Source organism: Pseudoxanthomonas sp. PXM04 (genome assembly GCF_014851695.1).
In the GTDB taxonomy this organism is placed as follows: Bacteria; Pseudomonadota; Gammaproteobacteria; order Xanthomonadales; family Xanthomonadaceae; genus Pseudoxanthomonas_A; species Pseudoxanthomonas_A beigongshangi.
In genome coordinates this window covers 916472-940252 of sequence record NZ_JACVAG010000001.1, presented here as the reverse complement: position 1 = coordinate 940252, position 23781 = coordinate 916472, and the positions used below count along the sequence as shown (strand labels likewise).

Genomic DNA, 23781 nt, shown 5'->3' with positions numbered 1-23781 from the left:
GGCTCAGGCGCCGACCGCCGCGGTGGCGGACGCTGGAACCGGCCGTGCGGCCGGCCGGGGCTGTCGCGCGTCGAGCGCGTCGAGCAACTTCATCGCTTCCTTCTCCATTTCCACCACGTAGCCGTTGATGCGGCCACGGAAATAGCGGTGCGCCATCAGCGCCGGAATCGCCACGATCATGCCGGTGGCCGCGCACACCAGCGCCTTGCCGATGCCGCCGGCCAACTGGTTGACGTCACCGACGCCGCTGTCCTGGATGCCCAGGAACATCTGGATCATGCCGACCACCGTGCCGAGCAGGCCCAGCAGCGGCCCGGCCGAGGCGATGCTGCCCAGCGCGTTGAGGAATTTCTCCATCCGGTGCACCACATGGCGGCCGGTGTCCTCGATGCGCTCGCGGATCTGATCGCGCGGGCGATTGCGGACCTCCAGCGCGGCGGCCAGCAGTTCGCCCAGCGGCGAAGTCCGGCGCAGCGATTCGATGTGGGCCGGCTCCAGTTGCCCGCGCACCGCCCAGTTGCGGACTTCCTCGCCCAGGCCGGGAGGCATGATTTCCTTGCGCCGCAGGGTCCAGAAACGCTCCACCACGATCGCCAGCGCCAGCACCGCCAGCAGCAGCAGGGGGATCATCGGCCAACCGCCGGCCTTGACCAGTTCAAGCACGTTAAGTCCTCGGGGCTCCGGGGAGCCGTTGCATCGATGGGCGATAGGATAGCCCAGCCGCCCCTCAGCGCCGCGCCGCATCCCACAGCCTGGGCCGGGCGTGACGACGTTCACGCACCGCCAGCCCCTCTGGCAACAGCCAGACCTGTACGGCCCCGCCCTCGGCGGTGCCGACCACTTCCGCCCCGCCCTCCTGCCAGCGCGCCACCACTTGCGGTTTGGGATGGCCGAACCGGTTGCGGTGGCCGCTGGAGACCAGCAGCAAGCGCGCGCTGGTCGCGGCGACGAAAGCGGGATCCGACGAGCCGGCGCTGCCATGGTGTGGCGCGAACACCACCTCGGCGCGTACCTGCGCCGGGAATCGCCGCACCAGTTCACGTTCGATCACCTCGCCGATGTCGCCGGTCAGCAGCGCCGCGCCATGCGCGGTCTCGACACGCAACACGCAACTGGATTCGTTGCCCAGATTGGGAAAATGACGATGCGGGTGCAGGAAGAGGAAGCGCACGCCATCCCACTCCCAGGCCTCGCCGGCCACGCAGGTGCGGATGGGCGACCCCGGGGCGGGCTCCGACCGCACGGGCAGCGCCGCTTCCACCGCGGCGGTCTGGCCCGGCGGCGCCTGGGCAACGCCGGCCGGCAAGGCGCGCAGCACGCTGGCCAGGCCGCCGATGTGGTCGTTGTCGTCGTGGCTGACCACCACCCGGTCCAGCCGCGACACGCCCCAGGCGCGCAACGCCGGTACCACCGCGCGCTCGCCGGCGTCGAATCCATCGCGCATCGCCGGTCCCATGTCGTACAGCAATGCATGCTCCGAGGTCCGGACCAGCACCGACAGTCCCTGGCCGACATCGATCATCGCCAATTGGACCTCGCCGGATCGCGGCAACCCTCGATCCGGCCACAGCAGCGGCAACCACAGCAAGGCGGCCAGCGGCTTGCCCGGTACGCCGCGCGGCAGCAGCATCCAGAACGCACCGGCCAGCGCCGCAGCCACCGCCCAGGGTGCCGCCTCCGGCAGCCACCAGAGGGAAAAACGACTGCCCGACAGCCAGTGGAAACCCGGCCAGGTCAGATCGAAACAGGCCGCCGCCCATCGCCATGGCCATGCGCCGGCACCGGGAAGCAGTGCCTCGGCCGCGGTGCCCAGCAGCGACAACGGCACCACCACCAGGCTCCACCAGGGGATGGCGATCAGGTTCGCGAAGGGGCCGGCCAGCGAGGCCTGGTCGAACAGCACCACCGTCAACGGCAGCAATCCCACCGTCGCCACCGCCTGCGCGGACAGGAATCCGCGCAGCCAATGTTGGGCGCCGGCCGCCGGCAGGCACCAGGCCAGCCAGGCGACCCCGCCGAAACTCAACCAGAACCCGGCGGCCAACGGCGACAGCGGATCGAACAGCAGTACCGCAATCAGCGCGAGCGCCAATGCGTCGGCCACCCCGGCGGGCCGGCGCCCCAGCCGGGCCGCTGCCCATACCGCCATCATCAGCACGGTACGCAGGGTCGGTAACGCGAAACCCGCCAGGACGGCATAGCCGAGCGCGGCCAGCACCGCCGCCACGCCCATCGCCTGCGGACGCGGCAGTGATCGCGCCCACGCGGGAAACAGGCGCCACAGTCCGCCGATAAGCAGTGCGATGGCGCTAGCCACCATGCCCACGTGGAAGCCCGAGATCGCGATCAGATGGGTCAGGCCGGTCGCGCGCAGGACATGCCAGTCATCCCGGGTCAACCCGCGGGTATCGCCAAGTGCCAGCGCGCGCACGAAACGCGAAGACGGCGAAGCCACCGACTGGCCGATGCGCGCGGCCATCACCTCGCGCCAGGCATCGACGCCGGCAGCGCCGGAAAGCCGCTGCGCGCGCTCGGGTCGATGCAGGTGACCGGTTGCGCCAACCCGTTGCAGCAGCGCGTGTTTTTCGCTGTCGAATCCACCCGGGTTGCGCAGGCCGCGCGGCGCGCGCAGCTTGACGGCGAGCCGCCAGCGTTCGCCGGCGCGCAGTTTCAAGCGAGGACCGGCCAGCCGGGTTCCGTAGTCGTCGTGCCAGGACAGCATGATCCGCCGCCCCCGCAATGCCGCCGCGGGTCCCTCGCCTTCTTCCACGGTGAACAGGAACCGGGTCCGCCTTGCCTCATGCTGGGGCAGATCGGCGACGGTCCCGGTCACGACCAACGGGCGCCGCTCCAGATCCGGCGGAATCCGCTGCGCCAGCGCCCAGCCCGCCTGCAATCCGGCCCACGCGAATCCGAGCAGCAATGCGCCCAGCCAGCGTCCCCGCCAGCGCCACAGCCAGGCCATGGCGCCGGCGATGCCCGGCAGCCACAACAGCAATGCCGCCGGGAGCCTGGGCATCGCCAGGCACAGGCCGGCGCCGGCCAGCAACGCCACGGCGGTTCCCACGCCGAACAAGGCAGGCACCCCGGCGTTGAGGCGCCCACCTTGGCGTGGCAGGCATTCGCGATCCGGCGTGCGGCTTCCGCCAGGCTCGCGTGGCGGACGACCGGGTTCCGGCCGCTCCGGCGGACTTCCATTTCCTTCGACATGCACGACGGCTGGTTTCCATTCCAGGCACCCCGCAACGCTACGCGCCGTCCGTGCATGACGGAATCGGCGGAAGCCGCGCATGCATGTCAGGCAAGCCCGACACGGGTCGGCGATCCAGCGCATCGTTCGCATGCCGCGATACCGACCGCAAGGACGAAACGGCGAATCCTTTCGATTGTTTCATCGCAGGGACCGTGGCACGCCCCAAGCTATTGACGCCGTTTCCACCCCGCCGCAAGACTGCATGCTTCCGCCGGACGCGACGCGTCGAGGCATCACCGGCGATGCGAACACACGATTCCCGTTCGCGTTGCCACGCCAGGATTTCCCACCAGGCCCACGCCATGACCTCCCACAGTCGACGCGATTTCCTCCGCCGCGCGGGCGCAGGCGCCGCCGCTTCGATGGCGCTGGCGGCCTTCCCGCCCGCCATTCGCCGCGCGCTGGCGATTCCGGCATACCACGCCAGCGGCACCATCAACGACGTCAAGCATGTGGTGATCCTGATGCAGGAAAACCGCTCGTTCGATCACTACTTCGGCACCTTGCGCGGCGCGCGCGGATTCGGCGATCGCTTCCCGATACCGCTGGCCGGAGGCCGCACGGTCTGGCAGCAGCGCTACACCCATGAGGATGCTTCGCGCATCGTGCTGCCTTATCACCTGGATGGGCGCAGCGGCAACGCGCAGCGCGTCGCCGGCACCCCGCACAGCTATCCCGACGCCCAGGCCGCGTGGGATCTGGGGCGCATGCGGGACTGGCCCACGCACAAGCAGCCGCAATCGATGGGCTACTACACCGAGGCCGAGCTTGCATTCCAGTTCGCCCTCGCCAACGCATTCACCCTGTGCGATGCCTACCACTGCGCATTCCATGGCGGCACCAACACCAACCGGCTGTTCCATTGGAGCGGCACCAACGACCCGGCCGGCGCGGCGGGCGGACCGGTGATCGACAACAGCGGCGATTCGTTCGACGCCGAAGGCGGCGACTATCGCTGGACCACCTATCCCGAACGCTTGCAGGCCGCGGGCGTCAGCTGGAAGGTGTACCAGAACCTGCCGGACAACTTCACCGACAATCCACTGGCCGGCTTCCGTGCCTATCGCGAGGCGAACCTCGCGCGCGGCAATCCGCCCAAGGCGACGGCCTTCCCGCCCTACCGGAGCGACGACGAAGCGATCAGCCCGTTGCTGAAAGGCGTTGGCAACACCCTGCCCGATGGCGGTTTCCTGCAGGCGCTGAAGGACGACATCGCCGCGGGCACGCTGCCACAGGTGTCGTGGATCGTCGCGCCCGCGATCTATTCCGAACATCCGGATCCCTCCAGCCCCGTGCAGGGCGGCTGGTACACGCAGCAGGTGCTGGAAGCGTTGACGGCGGATCCGGACACCTGGAGCCGGACGGTGCTGCTGGTGAACTTCGACGAGAACGACGGCTTCTTCGATCACGTGCCTCCGCCCGCCGCGCCGGCGTTCGAGGCCGACGGTCGCCTCGCTGGCGCGTCCACGGTGTCCACGGCGGGCGAGTACCACACCGATGGCCGCCCCTACGGACCGGGACCACGCGTGCCGATGTACGTGGTGTCGCCGTGGAGCCGCGGCGGCTGGATCAACTCGCAGGTGTTCGATCACACCTCCGTGCTGCGCTTCCTGGAAGCGCGTTTCGGCGTGGCCGAGCCGAACATCAGCGCCTATCGTCGCGCGGTGGCCGGCGATCTCACCAGCGCCTTCAACTTCGCCCACCCGAACGCCGAAGTACCGCCGCGCCCGCCACGGCAGCGCCGGTCGGTGGCGGATGCGCTGCGCGCCGCCCAGGAAGCTTTGCCGGCGCTGTTGCCACCCGCGGAAGGCCAACAGCAGCCTCCCCGGCAGGCCACCGGCAGCCGCCCATCCCGCGCCCTGCCCTACGAACTGCATGTGCACGGCGGCGTGCAGAGCGATGGCACGGTGACCCTGGAATTCATCAACAGCGGACGCGCCGGCGCGGTCTTCCACGTCTACGATCGCCTGCACCTGGAGCGCGTTCCGCGACGCTACGCGATCGAGGCCGGTCGGCAGCTCGCCGGCACCTGGGACACACGGGCCACGGACGAGGGCCATTACGACCTGTGGGTGCTCGGACCAAACGGATTCCATCGCCATTTCCGCGGCGACACCCACGCACGCGCGGCTCTCGAGGTGAAAGCGGCATACGAGGTAGCCACCGCCTCCCTGCTGCTGGAGGTTACCAACCACGGCGGGCATCGCGGTCCGATATCGCTCGTCGCCAACGCCTACCGCAACGAAGCTCCCCAAGCCGCCGAACTGGCGCCCGGGGAGCGCAGGCCATGGCGCTGGGCGCTCTCCGCATACGGCGGCTGGTACGATTTCAGCGTGGCGGGCACGGATGGTTTCCTGCGCCGCTTCGCCGGACGCCTGGAAACCGGGGCCGACGGGATCTCGGATCCGGCGATGGGAACTTGAGCACTCCCCTTCTTCCATTTCCAAACTCCGCAACAAGCGCCATGCAAGCCATCGTCGATTTCATCCTCGAAGTGGACAGACTCAAGGCGGTCACCCGCAAGATTCGCCTGCGCGACAGCGACCGCTACGAGAATTCCGCCGAACACAGCTGGCAGCTGGCGTTGTTGGCCAGTTCGCTGGCGCCGCATGCCCCGGCGGGCATCGACATGGACCGGGTGATCCGCATGCTGCTGGTGCATGACATCGGCGAAATCGACACCGGCGACACGATGGCCTTCGTGGAGGGAGGCTGGGAGGAACGCAAGGCCGCCGAGCTGGTGGCGGTACGGCGTATCTTCGGCTTGCTGCCGGCGTCCGAGGGCGGACCACTGCTCGCCTTGTGGCAGGAATTCGACGATGCGCAAACGCCGGAGGCGATCTTCGCCAATGCCGTCGACCGCGCCATGCCGGTTTTGCTGAACCTGGCCAACCAGGGCCAGAGTTGGCGCGAGAACGGCATCAGCCACGAGCGCGTGGTGCGGCGGGTCGGACCGCCGATCGAGGCCGGATGCCCGGCGCTGTGGCGCTATCTCGAAGTCCGGCTGGCGGAAGCGCGGGAGCGGGAGTTTTTCGGCGCCTGAAGCGGGAGCTGCGAACAGCGGAGCAAGCTCCGCTCTACGGTCAGACGTCGGCGTGGGCGAGCTGGCGCAGCTTGCCTTCGTGCAGTTCCAGCACGCGGTCGAGGCGACGGGCCAGGCGACGATCGTGGGTGACCAGGACCAGGCTAGTCTTCTGCGCGCGGTTGAGGCCGAGCATCAGATCGAACACGGTCGCGGCGGTCTTTTCGTCCAGGTTGCCGGTGGGTTCGTCACCCAGCACGCAGGCCGGCTGGTTGACCAGCGCGCGCGCCACCGCGGCGCGCTGGCGCTCGCCGCCGGACAGTTCACCGGGCTTGTGCTCGATGCGGTGGCCCAAACCGACCGCTTCCAGCAGGTCGCGCGCACGCTGGCGCGCGGCATTCGCATCGGTGCCGCCCAGCATCACCGGCATCATCACGTTCTCCAGCGCGGTGAATTCCGGCAGCAGGTGATGGAACTGGTAGACGAAACCGAGCGCGCGGTTGCGCAGCTGGCCGCGCGCCGCGTCCGACAGCGCCGACATCTTCTGTCCGGCGACGTACACCTCGCCCGCGGTCGGCGTGTCCAGCCCCCCCAGCAGGTGCAGCAACGTGCTCTTGCCGGCGCCGGACGCGCCGACGATCGCGACCGTCTCGCCGGGATGCACGGCCAGTTCCAGGCCATCGAACACCGGCGTGCGCATCTTGCCCTCGGCATAGGTCTTGCCGAGGTGGTCGGCGCGGATGACGGTGCCGTCGGCCGTCGCGGTCTTCTCACTCATAGCGCAGGGCCTCCGCCGGCTGGGTCCGGGCCGCGCGCCAGGCCGGGTACAGCGTGGCCAGGAAGCTCATTGCCAGCGCCACGCAGGCAATGGTCGTCACATCGTCGGGCCTCAGGTCATACGGCAAGCCGGTGATGTAGTAGACGTCCGGCGGCAACAGGGTCACGTTGAACACTTTCTCGATGACGTCGAGGATGCTTTCCAGGTTCATGGTCAGGGCGATGCCGCCGATGACGCCGGCCACGGTGCCGATGATGCCGATCAGCGAACCCTGCACCATGAACACCTGCATCACCCCGCGCGGGGTCAGCCCCAGCGTGCGCAGGATGGCGATGTCGGCCTGCTTGTCGGTCACCAGCATCACCTGCGAGTTCACCAGCGAGAACGCACCCATCAGGATGATCAGCGACAGCAGGATGCCCATCACCGTCTTTTCCATCTTCAGCGAGTGGTACAGGTTGGCGTTCTGGCTCATCCAGTCGCTGACCCGGTAGACGTGCCCCAACCGGTAGACCAGATCGCGCGCTACGGTCATCGCCTGGTCCATGTCGTGCAGCTTCAGGCGCACGCCGGTCACGCCGTCGCCCATCCGCAGCACGCGTTGCAGATCCGCGATGTGCGCCACCGCCAGGTTGCGGTCGATGTCGTTGTGGCCCACCGCAAAGATGCCCGACACGGTGAAACGCTTGATCTTGGGCATCGCCCCCATCGGCGTGCCCTGGAAGTTGCCGGCGGTCACGACCACGCTGTCGCCCACGCCCACCCGCAACCAGGCGGCCAGTTCCTGCCCCAGCAGGATGTTGAATTCGCCGGGCTGCAGCGAGTCGAGCCGTCCCGCCTTCATCTTGTCGCCCAGCACCGACACCTTGCGCTCTTCCGAGGGCACGATGCCCTGGACCAGCGCGCCCTGCGGATCCGCGTTGCCGGACAGCATCGCCTGTACGTCCACATAGGGCGCCGCGCCGGCCACGCGTGGATCCTGCATCGCCACACGCACCGCGTGCGGCCAGTCCTGCATGTCCTCGCCGGCGCCGGCCACGGTCGCATGGGCGGTCATTTGCAGCAGGCGGTCGCGGATTTCCCGCTGGAAGCCATTCATCACCGACAGCGTGGTGATAAGCACCGCCACGCCGAGCGCGATGCCGATGATGGAAGCCAGCGAGATGAAGGAGATGAAGCCGTTGCGGCGCTTGGCGCGGAGATAGCGCAGGCCGATGGCGACGGGGACGGGTTTGAACATCGGCCTATGGTGCCATCGGCCGGGGGGCGCGCGAAGCACCATCGATGCCAGCGGCCAGCCGCAGTTCACGCCGGGCCGGGGCCGGCAGGGTGTCGGGCCACCAGCCCAGGCGGTGGCGGCGGCCCCGCCGGTCCCGCCAGTGCAGGATGGCCAGTGGCCCGCGCCAGACCAGTTCGGCCTCCCGCACCGGTATTCCCTCCATGGTCACCGGACCGCTGGCCGGGAAGACCCAGGACAGGACCGGCCTGCGCGCTTCGCGACGGGCCAGGCGGACACCCTGCAACGCGGCGCCCATCGCCAGCGGCCAGGCCGCGGCACGCGGCATTTCGCTGGCCAGCACCGCCAGGCCGGCGCCGATGCCCAGCAGGATCAGGATCGCGCACAACAGGCGCGAGGGGCGCCATTCAAGCCGGCAAGGCGCGGATACGCTGGATGAGTGCGGCGAGTTCGCCATCGGGACAATGCTCGTAGCCCATGAACCAGCGCCAGAGCTTATCGTCCTCGCAATCGAGCAGCCGTAGGAAAACACCGCGCTCGGCCTCGGAAGATCCCGCCCAGGCGCGATCGAGGTGGCGTTCGAACAATTGATCCAGTTCGCGCATGCCGCGCCGGCAGCGCCAGCGGATGCGCTTGAGTTCCACGTCTTGGGGATTCATGCCAACCAGAGCAGCCAGGCCATGCGCGCCCAGAAATCCATCAGGACCAGCGTCGCCAGGGCGTATGCGACGAAGCGGGTCATCACGTGATTGATCGTGCATTGCACGCCGCTGTGCACCGCACGCAGGCCGACGAACGCCCACGCCATCACCAGCATGACGAGGTCGCCGATGCCGGCCTGGGCGGCGAGCAGCACGCCCGCGTAGAACAACACCGGCACCTCGAACAGGTTGCGGAAGTTGTCCGACGCGCGGGTGTCGGACAACAGCCGCGCCGCGTCGGCCGATCCGGCCAGCGCCTGCGCATCGATGCGCTTGCGCATCATTTCGCCCAGCCGCAGGTGGTACAGCCGGATCCAGACCAGGAACGTCAGTCCCGCCATCGCCACCGCGGGCCAGAGGATCGCAGTGGCGGACGGAGTATCCATGGCGTCAGGCGCGCCGCTCCATCATCAGCTTCTTGATTTCCGCGATGGCCAGCGCCGGATTCAGCCCCTTCGGGCAGGTCCGCGCGCAGTTCATGATGGTGTGGCAGCGGTACAGCTTGAACGGATCTTCCAGGTCGTCCAGGCGCGCACCGGTGTCCTCGTCGCGCGAATCGATGATCCAGCGGTAAGCCTGCAGCAGGATCGCCGGACCGAGGTAGCGCTCGCCGTTCCACCAGTAGCTCGGGCAGCTGGTCGAGCAGCAGGCGCACAGGATGCATTCGTAGAGGCCATCCAGCTTCTTGCGGTCCTCCGGCGACTGCAGGCGCTCGCGATCCGGCGGCGCGGGCGTCTGGGTGCGGATCCACGGCTTGATCGAAGCGTACTGCGCGTAGAAGTGGGTCAGGTCCGGGACCAGATCCTTGACCACGTTCATGTGCGGCAGCGGGTAGATCGGCACCTCGGCCTTCTTGCAGTCGCCGATGGCGCGCGTGCAGGCCAGGGTATTGGTGCCGTCGATGTTCATCGCGCACGAACCGCAGATGCCCTCGCGGCAGGAGCGGCGGAAGGTCAGGGTCGGATCGATCTCGTTCTTGATCTTGATCAGCGCATCCAGGACCATCGGACCGCAGGCCGCCAGATCCACCTCGTAGGTGTCCAGGCGCGGGTTCTGCCCGTCTTCCGGATTCCAGCGATAGACCTTGAAGGTACGCGGGTTCTTCGCGCCGGGGGCGGGGAAATGCCTGCCCTTCTGGACGCGCGAGTTCTTCGGGAGTGCGAATTCGGCCATTGCTCTAGTCTCTCCCGATCAGTAAACGCGCGGCTTCGGCGGCACCACGTCGACGTCGTCGGTCAACGTGTACATATGCACCGGGCGGAAATCGAAATTGCACTGGCCCTGCTCGTCGACGCTGACCAGGGTGTGCTTCTGCCAGTTGACGTCGTCGCGCTCGGGGAAGTCCTCGTGCGCGTGCGCGCCGCGGCTCTCGTGGCGCTGCTCGGCGGAGTTGATGGTGGCCACCGCGTTGAGCAGCAGGTTGTGCAGTTCGTAGGTTTCGATCAGGTCCGAGTTCCAGACCAGCGAGCGATCGCTGACCTTCACGTCCTCGAAGGACTTGAAGATGTCGGTCATCTTCTCGCAGCCTTCCTTCAGCGTCTTGCTGGTGCGGAACACCGCCGCGTCGGCCTGCATGGTGCGCTGCATGCGGTCGCGGATGACCGCGGTCGGGGTGTCGCCGCTGGCGTTGCGCAGCTTGTCCAGGTGCGAGAGCGCCTTGTCGCAGGCGTCGCCGGCCAGCGGCTTGTGTGCTCCGCCCGGCTTGATCGTCTCGGCGCAGCGGTTCGCCACCGCGCGGCCGAACACCACCAGATCCAGCAGCGAGTTCGAACCCAGGCGGTTGGCGCCATGCACCGACACGCAGGCCGCCTCGCCGATGGCGTACAGGCCCGGCACCACCGCATCGGGGTTGTCGCCGACCTTGCGCACCACTTCGCCGTGGTAGTTGGTCGGGATGCCGCCCATGTTGTAGTGCACCGTCGGGATGACCGGGATCGGCTGTTTGGTTACGTCCACGCCGGCGAAGATGTGCGCGCTCTCGGCGATGCCCGGCAGCTTCTCGTTGATGACTTCCGGCCCCAGGTGGGTCAGGTCGAGCAGGATGTGATCCTTGTGCTCGCCGACGCCGCGGCCTTCGCGGATCTCGATGGTCATCGAACGCGACACCACGTCGCGCGAGGCCAGATCCTTGTAGTGTGGCGCATAGCGCTCCATGAACCGCTCGCCGTTGCTGTTGCGCAGGATGCCGCCCTCGCCACGCACGCCTTCGGTGATCAGGCAGCCGGCGCCGTAGATGCCGGTCGGGTGGAACTGCACGAATTCCATGTCCTGCATCGGCAGGCCGGCGCGCATCACCAACCCGCCGCCGTCGCCGGTGCAGGTATGGGCGGAGGTGGCGCTGAAGTAGGCACGGCCGTAGCCGCCGGTGGCCAGCACCACGCCGTGGGCGCGGAACAGGTGCAGCGAACCTTCAGCCATGTCCAGGGCGAGCACGCCGCGGCAGACGCCCTCCTCGTCGAAGATCAGGTCGAGCGCGAAGTACTCGATCATGAAGCGCGCGTCGTGCTTCAGCGACTGCTGGTACAGCGTGTGCAGCATCGCGTGGCCGGTGCGGTCGGCGGCGGCGCAGGTGCGCTGTGCCGGCGGACCTTCGCCGTAGCGGGTGGTCATGCCGCCGAACGGGCGCTGGTAGATCTTGCCCTCCTCGGTGCGGCTGAACGGCACGCCGTAGTGTTCCAGCTCGATGATGGCCGGAATCGCCTCGCGGCACATGTATTCGATCGCGTCCTGGTCGCCCAGCCAGTCCGACCCCTTGATGGTGTCGTAGAAGTGGTAGCGCCAGTCGTCTTCGCCCATGTTGCCGAGCGCGGCGGAAATGCCGCCCTGCGCGGCCACGGTATGCGAACGGGTCGGAAAGACCTTGGTCAAGCAGACCGTCTGCAGGCCCTTGGCGGCCAGGCCGAAGGTCGCGCGCAGGCCGGCGCCGCCGGCGCCCACCACGACCATGTCGTACTTGTGTTCGGTGATCTTGTAAGCGGACATTTCGTCAATTCCCCAGCGCGATGCGGGCCACCGCGAAAACACTGATGATGGCGCCGAGCACGGCGATGAAGCGCACCGCGGTCTGGACCACCAGGGCCAGCAGCGAGTGGTGGACGTAGTCTTCCAGCACGACCTGCAGGCCGAGCTGCGCGTGCCAGAACATGGTGATCAGGAAGCCCACCAGCAGCACCGCGTTCCACGGACGCGACACCGCCTCGGTGGCGGCCACGTAGTCCGCGCCGATCAGGTTGACCACGAACACCAGGAACCAGATGCCCAGCAGGACCAGCGCGGTGGCGGTCAGGCGCTGGTTGACGAAATGCGCGGTGCCGGTCTTGGCCGAACCCAGGCCGCGCACGCCCTTCAGCGGGGTGCGGAAGCGGCTCATGCGGCACCTCCCGACAGGACGAAGCCCCAGACCGCGGCGGTGATGACCAGGCTGCCGATCACCGACAACCAGCTGCTGCGGATGAAGGCGGGAATGCTGAAGCCAATCGCGAAATCCTGGACCACGTGGCGGATGCCGTTGCACAGGTGGTAGGCGAACGCCCAGGTCCACGCGAACAGGAACACCTGGCCATACCAGGCGCCGGCGATCGCGGTGAAGCAGTTCCAGGACTCCGGTCCCAGCATCAACGCCATCAACCCGCCGGCAATCACCAGCGCGCCCAGGGCCAGGAAGATGCCGGTACCTCGATGCAGGATGGAGGTCGCCATCTGGATCTGCCATCGGTAGACCTGCAGATGGGGGGAAAGCGGACGTTGGTGTGTCGCCATTCGCTGACTCTTTCTCGGCTGGGCGGTCGCCTTGACCGCGTTGGCTCAATGCTGCGGATCAGAAATCGATGCAGCGCCCGTTTTTTTCCCAATCCCCGTAACGCGTCGGCTCGGGACCGTCGCGCCCCCCTATTTCCTTCTGCGCTGGCGCCGGTTCCGCGTGGGTGCCGGATGGAGCGGCAGGCGCGTTTTCGGACGGCAGTGTTCCGGCGTCGGCGTCAGGGATGGGAGCTGTTTCGCCTATCATAGGGGTCTCGCAGTGCACAAAATTTTAATCCCCACCCCCTTGGCTGACAACCTGCCCCCTCCGGAAACACCCGCGACAGCGCTGTCCGACCACGCGGTCCTGAGCCTGGAAGGCCCGGATGCCGTGGCTTTCGCCCATGCGCAGTTCAGCAGCGAAGTGGCCTCGCTGGCGGTGGGACAGTGGCAATGGAGCGCCTGGCTGACGCCCAAGGGGCGCGTCATTGCGCTGTTTGCCCTCGCCCGCCCCGGCGAGCAGGAACTGTTGCTGATGCTGCCGGATTATCCCGCCGAGGTGCTGGCCGCGGCCTTGCAGCGCTATGTCTTCAGACGAAAGTTGAAGATTGCCGTGCGGCCGGATCTGGTGGTCCAGGGCGTGATGGCGTCTCCCGCGCAAGCCAGCGGTACCCTGCTCGGGAAGTCCGGTGAGGCGCTGGAACTGGATCGGACCGATGCCGGCGGCGCTCGCCACTGGCGGATTGGCGGCGGACCGGTCGCCGGTACCGCCAACGTCGCCGATTGGCGAACGCACGATCTGCGCCACGGCCTGCCCCGCCTGCCCGAAAGCCAGCGCGAACAATGGACGCCACAACAGCTTTCGCTCGATCGATTGAACGCCTACAGCGTCAAGAAAGGTTGCTATCCGGGTCAGGAAATCGTTGCCCGCACCCATTTCCTCGGCAAGGCCAAGCGTGCGCTGGTCCTGTTTGAAAGCGATGTGCCGCCGGATCCGGGCAACGCGGTCACCGACGGCAACCGTGACATCGGCGAAATCATCTGCGCGCAGGCGGGCAATCCCGCGCTCGCGCTCGGGGTGATGCCGCTGGAACGCGAACCGGCCACGCTGGCGGCGGGTGGCGTCGCCTTGAAGGAAATCCCGCTACTGGACTGACTGCGTCCGCGCCAGCTTGATCCAGGTCAATTACGCGCGCCGGCGGATGCCTACACTGCGGAAGGTTGCTTTCCGCAAGGATGTATCTGCATGCGCCACGACGTGATCATCATCGGAGCCGGCCCGGCGGGACTGTGCCTGGCCCGCGCCCTGGCCGGGCAATCCCTGCGGGTGGCGCTGCTCGAACGGCAGCCGGAATCGGCCATCGCCGAACCGGCGTTCGACGGACGCGAGATCGCCCTCACCCAGGCTTCGATCCGCCTGCTGCGCGAACTCGGTGTGTGGGAACACATTCCGCAGGACGATGTCGCCCCGCTGCGCGCGGCGCGGGTCATGGAAGGCGAATCGCCGCACTGGATGACCGTGGAAGGCGCGCTGGTCGGCAGGTCGCAACTGGGCAGCCTGGTGCCGAACCACCGCATCCGCGCGGCCGCCTGGCGGGCCGTCCAGGGCATGCCGACGCTGGACTGGTATCCGGACGCGCGGATCGAATCGGCCCGGACCACGCCGGAGCAAGCCGAAGTGAATCTGCAGGACGGAACGCGCCTGCACGCGTCGCTCCTGATCGCCGCCGACAGCCGTTTCTCGGAAACCCGTCGCGCGCTCGGCATCGGCGCCTACCAGAACGATTTCGGCAAGAGCATGCTGGTATGCCGGATGCAGCACGAGCTTCCGCACCATGGCATCGCATGGGAATGGTTCGGCCATGGCCAGACCCTGGCCATGCTGCCGCTGCGCGAACATCTCTCCTCCGCGGTGCTGACCGTGCCCCACGCGGAAGCCCGGCGACTGCAGGATCTGCCCGCCGAGGCATTCGCCGCCAGCATGCGCGAGCGCTACGGCAATCGCCTTGGCGCGATGCAGCTGGAAAGCAGCCGCCACGTCTATCCGCTGGTCGGCGTCTATGCGCACCGTTTCGTCGGCCAGCGTTTCGCGGTGGCCGGCGACGCGGCCGTGGGCATGCACCCGGTGACCGCGCACGGATTCAACCTGGGCCTGGCCAGCGTGGAGCGGCTGTCGGAACTCGCCCGCACCGCGCGGGCGCAGGGCCGCGATCTGGGCGGCGATGCGCTGCTGGCGCGCTACCAGCGCCGCCATCGCGCCGGCAGCCTGCCGCTCTACCTGGCCACCGCCACCGTCGTGCGGGTGTTCACCGATGATCGCCCGCCGGTGCGGAAGCTGCGGGAAACCATCCTGCGCGCAGGCCAGCAGTTGCGGCCGTTCCGGCGCCTGCTGGCCGCGCAACTGGTGGACGATGCGCCACTCGACGCCCCGTTGCCGGCGCGCGTGCGCCGGGGCCTGGCGCAGTTGCTGCCGCGCCGCGCCTGAGCGCTCAGCCCAGCCAGGTCTCGAAGCGATCCAGGAACATCTGCAGGCGCCTGCGGGCGCGCTCGTCGACGACGTCGCCAGCCGCGTCGATCAATCCTTCCTTGAACTGGATGGCGATTTCCGGTTGCGGCAGCACCGCCACGTCCACCGCCGCCAACACGTTGCGCAGGTGCTGCTGCGAGGACACCGTGCCGTGCATGCCCGGCGACGTGCCGATGATGCCGGCGCGCTTGCCGGCGAAGGTGGTGCTGCCGGCCGGACGACTGGCCACGTCGATCGCGTTCTTCAGCACGCCCGGCATCGATCGGTTGTATTCGGGAGTCACGAACAGCAGTGCGTCGGCCTGCTCGATGCCCTGCTTGAAGCGCAGGCCCGCGGCCGGAAAATCCGAGTCGTCGTCCTGGTTGTAGAGCGGCAGATCGCCGATTTCCAGGACCCGGAACGCAAACCGATCCCCGGCCAACCGCTGCACCGCGCCGGCCAGTTGGCGGTTGAAGGAATCCTTGCGCAGGCTGCCGATGATGATGGCCACGACCGGTGCTGGCATGGAGAACTCCCGTTGCGGTGAAAGGGCCACGAGCATACCAGCCCCGCGACAGGGCAATGCCCTGTCGCATCACGCGTGGCTCAGGCCAGCCGATCCGCCGCCGCCACGATGTCCTCGTCGCCCGGCAGCACCAGGAACGCGGCGCCGGCCAACGGCGTGTAGGTGTCCGTGCCGACCACGCGCTGGAACGGGCGCGCGCGATAGCCGCCCTCCGCGATCGCGGTGATGATGCCCTCGCCCACGCCGGCCGAATGGCGGCCCTCGTCGACGATCAGGATGCGCTTGGCGGTCGCGGCCTGTTCGACGATGAACGCCTCGTTGAGCGGCACCAGCCAGCGCAGGTCCACCACCCTTACCTTCCAGCCATGCTTCGCCTCGATGCTGCGTGCGGCGCGCAGGCTCATCGGTACGCCGTTGCCGTAGCTGAAGATGACCAGGTCGTCGGCGTCGGCGTCATACACGCGGCCTTCGCCCAGCACCATCGCCTGGTCCTGCGCGGGATACGGGAACAGCCACTGGCCGTCGCCGGGCTCGTACAGGTCCTTGGTCATGTACAGCGCGATCGGCTCGAGGAACGCGGTGACGCGGCCATCGACCTTGGCCAGTGCCGCCAGCGTGCGCAGCATCATCGCCGCATCATCGCCGCGCGAGGGGCAGCCGACGACCAGGCCGGGGATGTCGCGCAGCGCGGTGATCGAGTTGTCGTTGTGGAAATGCCCGCCGAAGCCGCGCTGGTAGCCCAGGCCGGCGATGCGCACCACCATCGGGTTGCGGTACTGGTTGTTGCTGAAGAACTGCAGGCTGGCCGCCTCGCCGCGAATCTGGTCGCAGGCGTTGTGGAAATAGGCCAGGTACTGGATTTCCGGCAGCGGCAGCATGCCCAGGTTGGCGTAACCCTGGGCCAGGCCGAGGATCATCGTCTCGTCCAGCAGCGTGTTGAACACGCGGCTGCCCTTGAACGCCTTGTGCAGGCCCTTGGTGACCGTGTACACGCCGCCTTTCTGCGCCACGTCCTCGCCGAACAACAGCGTCTCGGGATACTTGCAGAACAGATCGTGCAGCGCATTGTTGATCTGGATGGCGAGATGGCGCGGCGGCAGCTTCTCCGGCAGCTTTTCCTCGCTGCCGAACGCGGCCACTCGCTTGTCGTGCGGCGCGTTGCGCGCGGCTTCGGCGGCCACCTTGTCCGGGGTATACGGCGCCAGCGGCGCGATCACTTCCTCCAGCGTGGTGATCTTGGGCCGGCGATCGGCTTCCTCGGCGGCGGCGAAGCAGCGCTGGCGGATGTTCTCGTAGAACGCCAGCAACTCCTCGCGGCTCATCAGGCCGGATTCCAGCGCGATCGCCGCCGAACGCAGCAGCGGGTCGGTGGCTTCCACCGCCACCAGTTCCTCGATCGGCCGCCATTCGATTTCGAAGTCGGTACCGGCATGGCCCATGATGCGGGTGGTGCGCAGGTGCAGGAAGGTCGGACGCCGGGTGGTGCGGCAATGTTCGACCGCCGCCTGCACCTGGCCGTAACCGTTCGCCAGGTCCAGACCGTCGGCGTAGAAATAATCCAGGTCGGCGCGATCGCGGAAATTGCGTCCCACCCAGCCATCCGGCGTCTTCACCGAAATGCCGATGCCGTTGTCCTCGCACACGAACAGGACCGGCGCGGGCAGCTTCTGGTAGGCCGTCCAGGCCGCCGCGTTGAACGCGGTCTGCGCGGTGGCGTGGTTGCTGGAGGCGTCGCCGAACGAGCAGATGGCGATGCTGTCTTCCGGAATCGGCGAGGCATGGCCGATGCGGCGGGCCTGCTCGATGGCGATCGCGGTGCCCAGCGCCTTCGGCAGGTGCGAGGCGATCGTCGAGGTCTGCGGCAGCACCCACAACGGCTTGCTGCCCCACACCTTGTGGCGTCCGCCGGAGGCCGGATCCTCAGCGCTGGCGGCGAACGACAGCGCCGAATCCATCACCGGATCCATGCCCGGAAGCTTGCGGAAGCGTTCGGCCATGAAACCGCCGCTGCGGTAGTGCAGGAACGCCGGATCGGTATGCCGGGTCAACCGCGCGACCATCGCATTGCCTTCGTGGCCGGAGCTGCCGATGGTGTAGAAGACCTTGTTCTGCACGCGCAGCACGCGCGCCATCAGATCCAGGTGGCGCGAAATCAGCTGGGATTCCAGCAGGTCGGCGAATCCCTGCCGATCCAGCGCGCTGCCCGGCAGGATGGCGGATGCGGTTCCACGGCCGGATTGGCCGTTCCAGACCTTCACGAACTCGGTGAAGTTCTGATCGCAGATTTCGGCGCGGTTGAGGCCCTTCATGCGGGCGGGAATGGTCTGGACGGTCATGGCACTCGTGGATGGATTCAGGAATTCGCAAGGCGCTCGGCGACATCGTCGGCGACCGGGGGCATGGGGATGAAACCCGGCGTCGCGCTCGCGCGCGACAACCAGGCGGAAACACGGGGAAACTTCGACAGCTCGAAGCCGCCATCGGCGGCGCAATGCGTATAGGCGAACAGGGCGATGTCGGCGACGCCATAGTCGTCTCCGGTGAACCAGTCCGCCTGTTGGAGGTGGCGTTCCATCACCGCCAGCGCCTGCTCGCCGCGCTCGATCAGGCGTGGCAGATCGGCGCGCCGTGGTGAATCCGGCGGCGTCCAGCCACGGATGAAGCGCGCCACCGCGACATAGGGCTCATGGCTGTATTGCTCGAAGAACAGCCAGCTCAACGCCTGCGCCCGCTGCCAGGCATCGGTCGGCAGGTACGCGCTGCCCTCGGCCAGCCAGCACAGGATGGCGTTGGATTCGGTCAGGACGCGACCATCGCCGCGTTCCAGCATCGGCACCTTGCCGTTGGGATTCTTGGCCAGGTAGTCCGGCGTGCGGGTGGCGCCGTTCGGGCTGTCGACTTCGACCCAGCGGTAGTCGCGTCCCAGTTGTTCCAGCAGCAGGCGCACCTTGTGGCAGTTGCCGGACACTGAATAGCCGTGCACGGTGATCGATTCAGTGGACATGATGTTCCCGGGTGGCGAGGAATGCGGAAATGCGTCGCGCCTTGGCCAGATCCTTGTCGCGGCCGAACAGCAGCAGGATGCGTCGCTGCTCGGATGGCGTCGGCACGGGGATGGCCTGGCCGTTCACCTCCACCTGCAACTCCGAAGCCACCTGCACGGGCTGCCAGTCGTCCGCCACGCGGACTTCCAGATCACCCATCACCTCCAGTGGCATCGGCAGATGCGCGAAGCGTGCGAAGCGGGATCGGAAACGGCCGTCATCGGCGGGACGATAGTAAGCGTCGCGATGCGCCGTCCAAGCTTCTGCCAGGGCATCGGCATCCCGCGCGCTGCATAGCAGATCGACGTCGTTCGGCTCCGGACCATCGACGCCCGCCAGGCGCATCGCGGCGCTGCCGATGACCCACCAGGGATCGCGGAAGCACGCGCGTGCGATCGGCACCAGGCCGGCCAGCGTGGCCATCAGGCGTGTATCGATGGAAGCGGGTGCGATCACCCGCCGCGTCCCGCGCGCCACGCGTCACGGCTCTGGCCCCAGACATCCAGTTCGATCGACTCGAACGGCGGCGGCAGCCGGGTCTGGCGCAGCTTGCGCGATCCCAGGCGCTCGGCCAGCTTCTGCGACGGCACGTTCTCCGCGTCGATGCAGTGGATGATATCGGTCCAGCCGAGGTTGTCGAATGCCCAGTCGATGGCCGGCCGCGCCGCTTCCAGCGCATAGCCCTTGCCCTGGGCCGCCCGCCGGAGCGACCAGCCGACTTCATTGCCGGGCCAACCCTCCGGCTTCCACGGTCCCAACTGACCCAGCCATTCGCCGGTGGCGCGGTCGATGATCGCGAACATGCCGAAACCGTCGAGCCACCAGGAGCCCGGCTGCCACAGGAACCGGCGCCAGGCTTCCGGACGGGTGACCGCTCCGCCGATGAAGCGGGCCGCTTCCTCGTCGGCCTGGAGTTCGGCGAAACCGTCGAAGTCCTCGCGTCGTGGCGGCCGCAGGATCAGGCGTTCGGTTTCGAGTTTCAGTTCGTCGATGCCCCGGCTCATGCGGCCTTTCCTCCCCGTGCGAACCATTGTTCGCGTGACTGTCCCCAGATTTCGACCGGCTTGCCTTCATGCGGCGCCGGCAGTTCGCCCATGCGCAGGAAGCGCGAGCCAAGCTTGGCCGCGACCACTTTGGAATTCTGGTTGTCCGGATCGATGGTGTGGATGATTTCCTGCCAGCCCAGCCTCTCGAACGCCCAGTCGGCCGCCGCGCGCGCCGCTTCCGGCGCATAACCGTGGCCCCAGGCCTCGCGGGCGATACTCCAGCCGATCTCGGTGCCGGGCCAGCCGAGCGGGCACCAGGGCCCGACCCGCCCGACCCAACGACCGCTGGACTTCTCGATCACCGAGAACATCGCGAAGCCTTCCATCTGCCAGCAGCCGACCATCGCCGCCAGGCTGCGGTAGGCCATCGGGGGCGGCTGCACGCCGCCGATATAGCGGGTGGCCTCCTCGTCGGCCACGAACGCGGCCCACGCCTCATAGTCCTCGCGACGCTGCGGCCTCAGCCACAGGCGCTCGGTTTCCAGTCGCAGATCGAAGATGCTCAAGGTCTGCCCCTCATGTCGCGGCGGGACGGAGGACGCCAGGCCAGCGGCACGGGCCTGGTGCCCGCACCGCGTTCACCCGCCGCCCTTCGCAGCACCCGCCGCATCCGCGGCGGGCGAGTTGGTTCAGAACGCGCTGATTCCGGTCAGTTCGCGGCCGATGACCAGTTGGTGCACGGTCTCGGTGCCTTCGTAGGTGATGACCGATTCCAGGTTCAGTGCGTGGCGGATCGCGGCGTGCTCGGTGGTGATGCCGGCGCCGCCGAGCAGGTCGCGGCATTCGCGCGCGATGTCGATCGCCATGCGGCAATTGTTCCACTTGGCCAGCGATACCTGCTGCGGCTGCAGGGTGCCCGCATCCTTGAGCCGGCCGAGCTGCAGCGACAGCAGCTGCGCGAGGGTGATCCGGCGGGCCATCTCGGCCAGCTTGATCTGCGCGCTCTGGGTCGCCGCCACCGGACGGTTGAACAGGATGCGTTCCTTGGAATAGTTCAGCGCCTCGTCCAGGCAGGCGATGGCCGCGCCGATCGGCCCCCAGGTGATGCCGTAGCGGGCCTGGGTGAGGCAGCCCAGCGGTCCCTTCAGTCCCTTGACGTTGGGCAGGCGGCTGGAATCGGGCACGCGCACGTTGTCGAAGAACAGCGCGCTGGTCACCGACGCGCGCAGGCTCATCTTGTGCTTGATTTCCTGGGCGGTGAAGCCCGGCGTGCCCTTCTCCAGCACGAAGCCCTGGATGCCTTCGTCGGTCTGCGCCCAGACGATCGCGATGTCGGCCAGGTTGCCGTTGGTGATCCACATCTTGGAACCGTTGATCACCCAGTCGTCGCCGTCACGGCGCGCGTTGGTCTTCATGTTGGCCGGATCCGAACCGCCATGCGGCTCGGTCAGGCCGAAGCAGCCGATCACCTTGCCGGCGGCCATGTCGGGCAGCCAGCGCTGGCGCTGCTCTTCGCTGCCGTAGGCGTAGATGGGATACATGCACAGCGACGACTGCACGCTGACGAAGCTGCGGATACCGCTGTCGCCGCGTTCCAGTTCCTGGCAGATCAGGCCGTAGCTGACCCCGTTCAGGCCGGCGCAGCCGTACTTTTCCGGCAGCGAGGAACCCAGCAGGCCCAGTTCGGCGATTTCCGGGACGAGTTCCTTCGGGAAGCGGCCCTGGTCGAACGCCTCGCCGATGATGGGACGCACGCGCTCGTCGGTGAAGCGGGCCACGGTGTCCTGCACCGCGCGCTCTTCTTCGGAAAGCAGGGAACGGACATCAAACAGGTCGTACGGATTCAGGGCCATGCGGGATTCGTGCCGGTTCGGACAATCCCGCATTGTATGGGCTGCTCCGGGCGGGCGGTAAGCCTTCAGGTCGTAAAGGAAAGGCCGGCATTTCGCCGGCCTTTCGGGGGGTGTTTCGTGGAAACGTCGGGGACCGGGCTCAGCCCTTGGCGGGAGTCGCCACGGCGGCGGTCTGGGTGACCACCTTGCCATCGATCACCGGCAGCCGATCGCTGTCCGGCTTCTGGTCCAGGCGCACGGTGTTCTCCTGGCCGTCGAGGCGATAGGTCACGTCATAGCCGACCACCTTCTCGCCATTGCCCATCGGGATGCGGCTGCCCGGCTTCTTGTCCATCCGCATGGTGCCGGTGGTGCCGTCCGGGTTGCGGTAGGTGACGTTGTAACCGGTCACCCGCGACGACTCGGAGCTGGCGGTTTCGGTATGGCACTGGCGCTCGGTGCGCTCGACCACGCGGCCACCGACGTGGCGCTTGTCGACCTGGTTGCCGATTACGCCGCCGGCCACCGCGCCGGCCACGGTTGCGGCCTTGCGCCCGCTGCCGCCGCCGACCTGGTTGCCGAGCAGGCCGCCGATGACCGCACCGGCCACGGTGCCGCCGGTGTTGCCGTCGCGCTCGGGCAGGCGCTCCTGCACCACCACGTCCTGGCACACCTCGTGCGGGGTGCTGGTGGTGGTGGTCTCGCGCACCGGTTCGGTGCCGATCACGGTCGCGTAGAGTTTCTCGCTGGTGGTCACCGGCTTGACGTTGAGCACGTCGGCGTACTGCAGCGTGTCGGCCGGAATGACGTTGTCGGTCGCCGCCGCGTCATCGGTGGCGAGTGCCGGATCGGCCAGCGGCGCGGTCTCGGCCGTCGGCGCGCCAGCGGCCTTGTCTCCGCTCTTCATGAAAGCGGCAGTCGCCACGCCGCCCACCAGCAGCGCGCCGGCAGCGACCAGAATCATGGTGGTGTTGTTCTTCATCGCAGCCTCCATTGCGGGCCTCGCCCGAGTCACATTTCGGGCATCATTCCACCACTACGAACCTGAACCAAGCCCCGTTTCATGCAGACGAAATCGTACTTTTCGTGAACGGCGGCGCAGTCCCGCGCGACGTGCTAGCGTGTGGCCCCATCGACCCTGCGGAGACCCGCACCGTGGCCAATCCCCTTCTGTTGCCCATGCTGGAATGGGCCCGGAGACTGCGTTACCCCACCCTGTTCAAGATCACCGCGGGACTGTTCGCGCTGAGCGTACTGCTGCCGCCCGGCATCGATCCGATTCCGTTCCTGGACGAACTGGTGTTCGGCCTGGGCACGCTGCTGCTGGCGAACTGGAAGCGCCGCAAGGAGCCGGCGCCACCGCTGGAGCCGGGCCGGCCCTCGCGCTGACGTGCGGCTGATCGACAGCCATTGCCACCTCGACGCCGCCGAGTTCGATGCCGACCGGGACGCGGTGATCGCCCGCGCGCGCGAAGCCGGCGTCGCCCATCAGATCATCCCGGCGGTCGAGGCCGCCGGCTGGTCCGCCCTGCGCACGCTCTGCCGCGATCAACCGGATCTGCACCCGGCCTATGGCCTGCACCCGATGTACCTGGCGCGGCACCGGGAGGAGCATCTGGACGAATTGCGCGAATGGCTCGCAAACGAACGGCCGGTCGCGGTCGGTGAATGCGGCCTGGACCATTTCGTCGGGGATCTGGACCCGGGAATCCAGCGGCACTATTTCGAAGCGCAACTACGGCTGGCGCGCGAATTCGAGCTGCCGCTGATCATCCACGCGCGGCGTGCGGTGGACGAGGTCATCGCGGCGGTGCGCCGCGTCGGCGGCCTGCGCGGGGTGGTGCACAGCTTTTCCGGCAGCCCGGAGCAGGCGCGCCAGTTGTGGAACGCCGGCTTCCTGATCGGCCTCGGCGGGCCGGTCACCTATGAACGCGCGCAGCGGCTGCGCGGGCTGGTCGCCGCGATGCCGCTGGAGCACCTGCTGCTGGAAACCGACGCGCCGGACCAGCCCGACGCGGCGATCCGCGGCCAGCGCAACGAACCGGCGCGGGTGTCGTTCATCTGCCGGACCATCGCGCAGTTGCGGGACGAACCCGAGGACGATATCGCCGCCATCACGCGCGGCAATGCCGCGCGCCTGTTCGGATTGGCCGCCTGA

General features: G+C 67.9%; 25 protein-coding genes and 1 pseudogene. 6 read left to right on the top strand and 20 right to left on the bottom strand.

Translation table 11 applies throughout. The annotated features are described in order from the left end of the window. Positions 1-3 precede the first annotated feature (3 nt). The gene (locus tag IB228_RS04500) at positions 4-663 is read right to left on the bottom strand and encodes a MotA/TolQ/ExbB proton channel family protein (protein ID WP_183642085.1); all 660 of its coding nucleotides are present in this window, start codon (positions 661-663) and stop codon (positions 4-6) included. Between the two features lie 67 nt (positions 664-730). Beyond that, positions 731-3085, bottom strand: a pseudogene (locus IB228_RS04495) (DNA internalization-related competence protein ComEC/Rec2); the annotation flags it as partial. 470 nt (positions 3086-3555) lie between these two features. Here IB228_RS04495 and IB228_RS04490 point away from each other — a divergent pair. Next, positions 3556-5676 carry a phospholipase C, phosphocholine-specific gene (locus tag IB228_RS04490; protein ID WP_183642088.1) on the top strand — a complete coding sequence of 707 codons (2121 nt, stop codon included), beginning with the start codon at positions 3556-3558 and terminating at the stop codon, positions 5674-5676. A 41-nt stretch (positions 5677-5717) separates the two neighbouring features. Next, positions 5718-6296, top strand: coding sequence for an HD domain-containing protein (locus tag IB228_RS04485; protein WP_192197665.1), 579 nt, complete (start codon positions 5718-5720; stop codon positions 6294-6296). 40 nt (positions 6297-6336) lie between these two features. On the opposite strand, the gene lolD is transcribed toward IB228_RS04485, so the two are convergent. Genes lolD through IB228_RS04435 form a run of 10 tightly spaced genes read right to left on the bottom strand, consistent with a single transcriptional unit; the run spans position 6337 to position 12997 of the window. After that, positions 6337-7053 carry a lipoprotein-releasing ABC transporter ATP-binding protein LolD gene (gene lolD / locus IB228_RS04480; protein ID WP_183642094.1) on the bottom strand — a complete coding sequence of 239 codons (717 nt, stop codon included), beginning with the start codon at positions 7051-7053 and terminating at the stop codon, positions 6337-6339. Further along, entirely contained in the window at positions 7046-8293 is a 1248-nt protein-coding gene (locus IB228_RS04475) for a lipoprotein-releasing ABC transporter permease subunit (RefSeq protein WP_141453177.1), read from the bottom strand. The genes lolD and IB228_RS04475 overlap by 8 nt, the downstream gene beginning before the upstream one ends. Before the next feature lie 4 nt (positions 8294-8297). Then, entirely contained in the window at positions 8298-8678 is a 381-nt protein-coding gene (locus tag IB228_RS04470) for a hypothetical protein (RefSeq protein ID WP_328805139.1), read from the bottom strand. A gap of 19 nt (positions 8679-8697) precedes the next feature. Further along, positions 8698-8949, bottom strand: a complete 252-nt coding sequence (locus IB228_RS04465; RefSeq protein WP_192197663.1) for a succinate dehydrogenase assembly factor 2 — start codon at positions 8947-8949, stop codon at positions 8698-8700. After that, the gene (locus IB228_RS04460) at positions 8946-9377 is read right to left on the bottom strand and encodes an MAPEG family protein (protein ID WP_192197662.1); all 432 of its coding nucleotides are present in this window, start codon (positions 9375-9377) and stop codon (positions 8946-8948) included. Before IB228_RS04460 ends, IB228_RS04465 begins: the two co-directional genes overlap by 4 nt. A 4-nt stretch (positions 9378-9381) precedes the next feature. Continuing rightward, the gene (locus IB228_RS04455) at positions 9382-10164 is read right to left on the bottom strand and encodes a succinate dehydrogenase iron-sulfur subunit (protein WP_183642103.1); all 783 of its coding nucleotides are present in this window, start codon (positions 10162-10164) and stop codon (positions 9382-9384) included. Between the two features lie 18 nt (positions 10165-10182). Further along, a complete protein-coding gene (gene sdhA, locus IB228_RS04450) occupies positions 10183-11973 on the bottom strand; it encodes a succinate dehydrogenase flavoprotein subunit (protein ID WP_192197661.1) in 1791 nt (596 codons plus the stop codon). Between the two features lie 4 nt (positions 11974-11977). Then, entirely contained in the window at positions 11978-12361 is a 384-nt protein-coding gene (gene sdhD / locus IB228_RS04445; RefSeq protein ID WP_183642109.1) for a succinate dehydrogenase, hydrophobic membrane anchor protein, read from the bottom strand. Continuing rightward, positions 12358-12750, bottom strand: a complete 393-nt coding sequence (gene sdhC, locus IB228_RS04440) for a succinate dehydrogenase, cytochrome b556 subunit (RefSeq protein WP_183642112.1) — start codon at positions 12748-12750, stop codon at positions 12358-12360. The genes sdhD and sdhC overlap by 4 nt, the downstream gene beginning before the upstream one ends. A gap of 58 nt (positions 12751-12808) precedes the next feature. Further along, on the bottom strand, positions 12809-12997 hold the full coding sequence (locus tag IB228_RS04435) for a DUF1674 domain-containing protein (protein WP_141453185.1): 189 nt from the start codon (positions 12995-12997) through the stop codon (positions 12809-12811). 39 nt (positions 12998-13036) lie between these two features. On the opposite strand from IB228_RS04435, the gene IB228_RS04430 reads away from it, so the two are divergent. Next, complete coding sequence (locus tag IB228_RS04430; protein ID WP_192197660.1) at positions 13037-13885, top strand: folate-binding protein YgfZ; 849 nt, start codon at positions 13037-13039, stop codon at positions 13883-13885. Between the two features lie 90 nt (positions 13886-13975). After that, positions 13976-15214: a 5-demethoxyubiquinol-8 5-hydroxylase UbiM gene (ubiM, locus tag IB228_RS04425; RefSeq protein ID WP_192197659.1), complete on the top strand. Its 1239-nt coding sequence runs from the start codon at positions 13976-13978 to the stop codon at positions 15212-15214. Between the two features lie 4 nt (positions 15215-15218). Here the strand turns inward: ubiM and IB228_RS04420 are convergent, their stop codons facing one another. From IB228_RS04420 to IB228_RS04385, 8 genes are all read right to left on the bottom strand, one after another. Next, positions 15219-15761 (bottom strand): NADPH-dependent FMN reductase, encoded by a 543-nt coding sequence (locus IB228_RS04420; protein ID WP_192197658.1) that lies wholly within the window; start codon positions 15759-15761, stop codon positions 15219-15221. 80 nt (positions 15762-15841) lie between these two features. Further along, positions 15842-18097 (bottom strand): thiamine pyrophosphate-dependent enzyme, encoded by a 2256-nt coding sequence (locus IB228_RS04415; RefSeq protein WP_183642125.1) that lies wholly within the window; start codon positions 18095-18097, stop codon positions 15842-15844. Positions 18098-18114: 17 nt separating this feature from the next. After that, positions 18115-18765, bottom strand: a complete 651-nt coding sequence (locus IB228_RS04410) for a glutathione S-transferase family protein (protein WP_192197657.1) — start codon at positions 18763-18765, stop codon at positions 18115-18117. Further along, the gene (locus tag IB228_RS04405; protein WP_192197656.1) at positions 18755-19261 is read right to left on the bottom strand and encodes a hypothetical protein; all 507 of its coding nucleotides are present in this window, start codon (positions 19259-19261) and stop codon (positions 18755-18757) included. Before IB228_RS04405 ends, IB228_RS04410 begins: the two co-directional genes overlap by 11 nt. Beyond that, positions 19258-19809: a GNAT family N-acetyltransferase gene (locus IB228_RS04400; RefSeq protein WP_192197655.1), complete on the bottom strand. Its 552-nt coding sequence runs from the start codon at positions 19807-19809 to the stop codon at positions 19258-19260. The genes IB228_RS04405 and IB228_RS04400 overlap by 4 nt, the downstream gene beginning before the upstream one ends. Continuing rightward, positions 19806-20357: a GNAT family N-acetyltransferase gene (locus tag IB228_RS04395; RefSeq protein ID WP_183642137.1), complete on the bottom strand. Its 552-nt coding sequence runs from the start codon at positions 20355-20357 to the stop codon at positions 19806-19808. The genes IB228_RS04400 and IB228_RS04395 overlap by 4 nt, the downstream gene beginning before the upstream one ends. A gap of 123 nt (positions 20358-20480) precedes the next feature. Then, a complete protein-coding gene (locus IB228_RS04390) occupies positions 20481-21644 on the bottom strand; it encodes an acyl-CoA dehydrogenase family protein (RefSeq protein WP_183642140.1) in 1164 nt (387 codons plus the stop codon). 139 nt (positions 21645-21783) lie between these two features. Continuing rightward, on the bottom strand, positions 21784-22605 hold the full coding sequence (locus IB228_RS04385; protein ID WP_192197654.1) for a glycine zipper 2TM domain-containing protein: 822 nt from the start codon (positions 22603-22605) through the stop codon (positions 21784-21786). Between the two features lie 173 nt (positions 22606-22778). Between IB228_RS04385 and IB228_RS04380 the strand changes: the two genes are divergently transcribed. Both IB228_RS04380 and IB228_RS04375 read left to right on the top strand, forming a co-directional pair. Further along, complete coding sequence (locus IB228_RS04380; protein ID WP_183642145.1) at positions 22779-23012, top strand: DUF6116 family protein; 234 nt, start codon at positions 22779-22781, stop codon at positions 23010-23012. A 1-nt stretch (position 23013) separates the two neighbouring features. Beyond that, the gene (locus tag IB228_RS04375; RefSeq protein ID WP_183642148.1) at positions 23014-23781 is read left to right on the top strand and encodes a TatD family hydrolase; all 768 of its coding nucleotides are present in this window, start codon (positions 23014-23016) and stop codon (positions 23779-23781) included.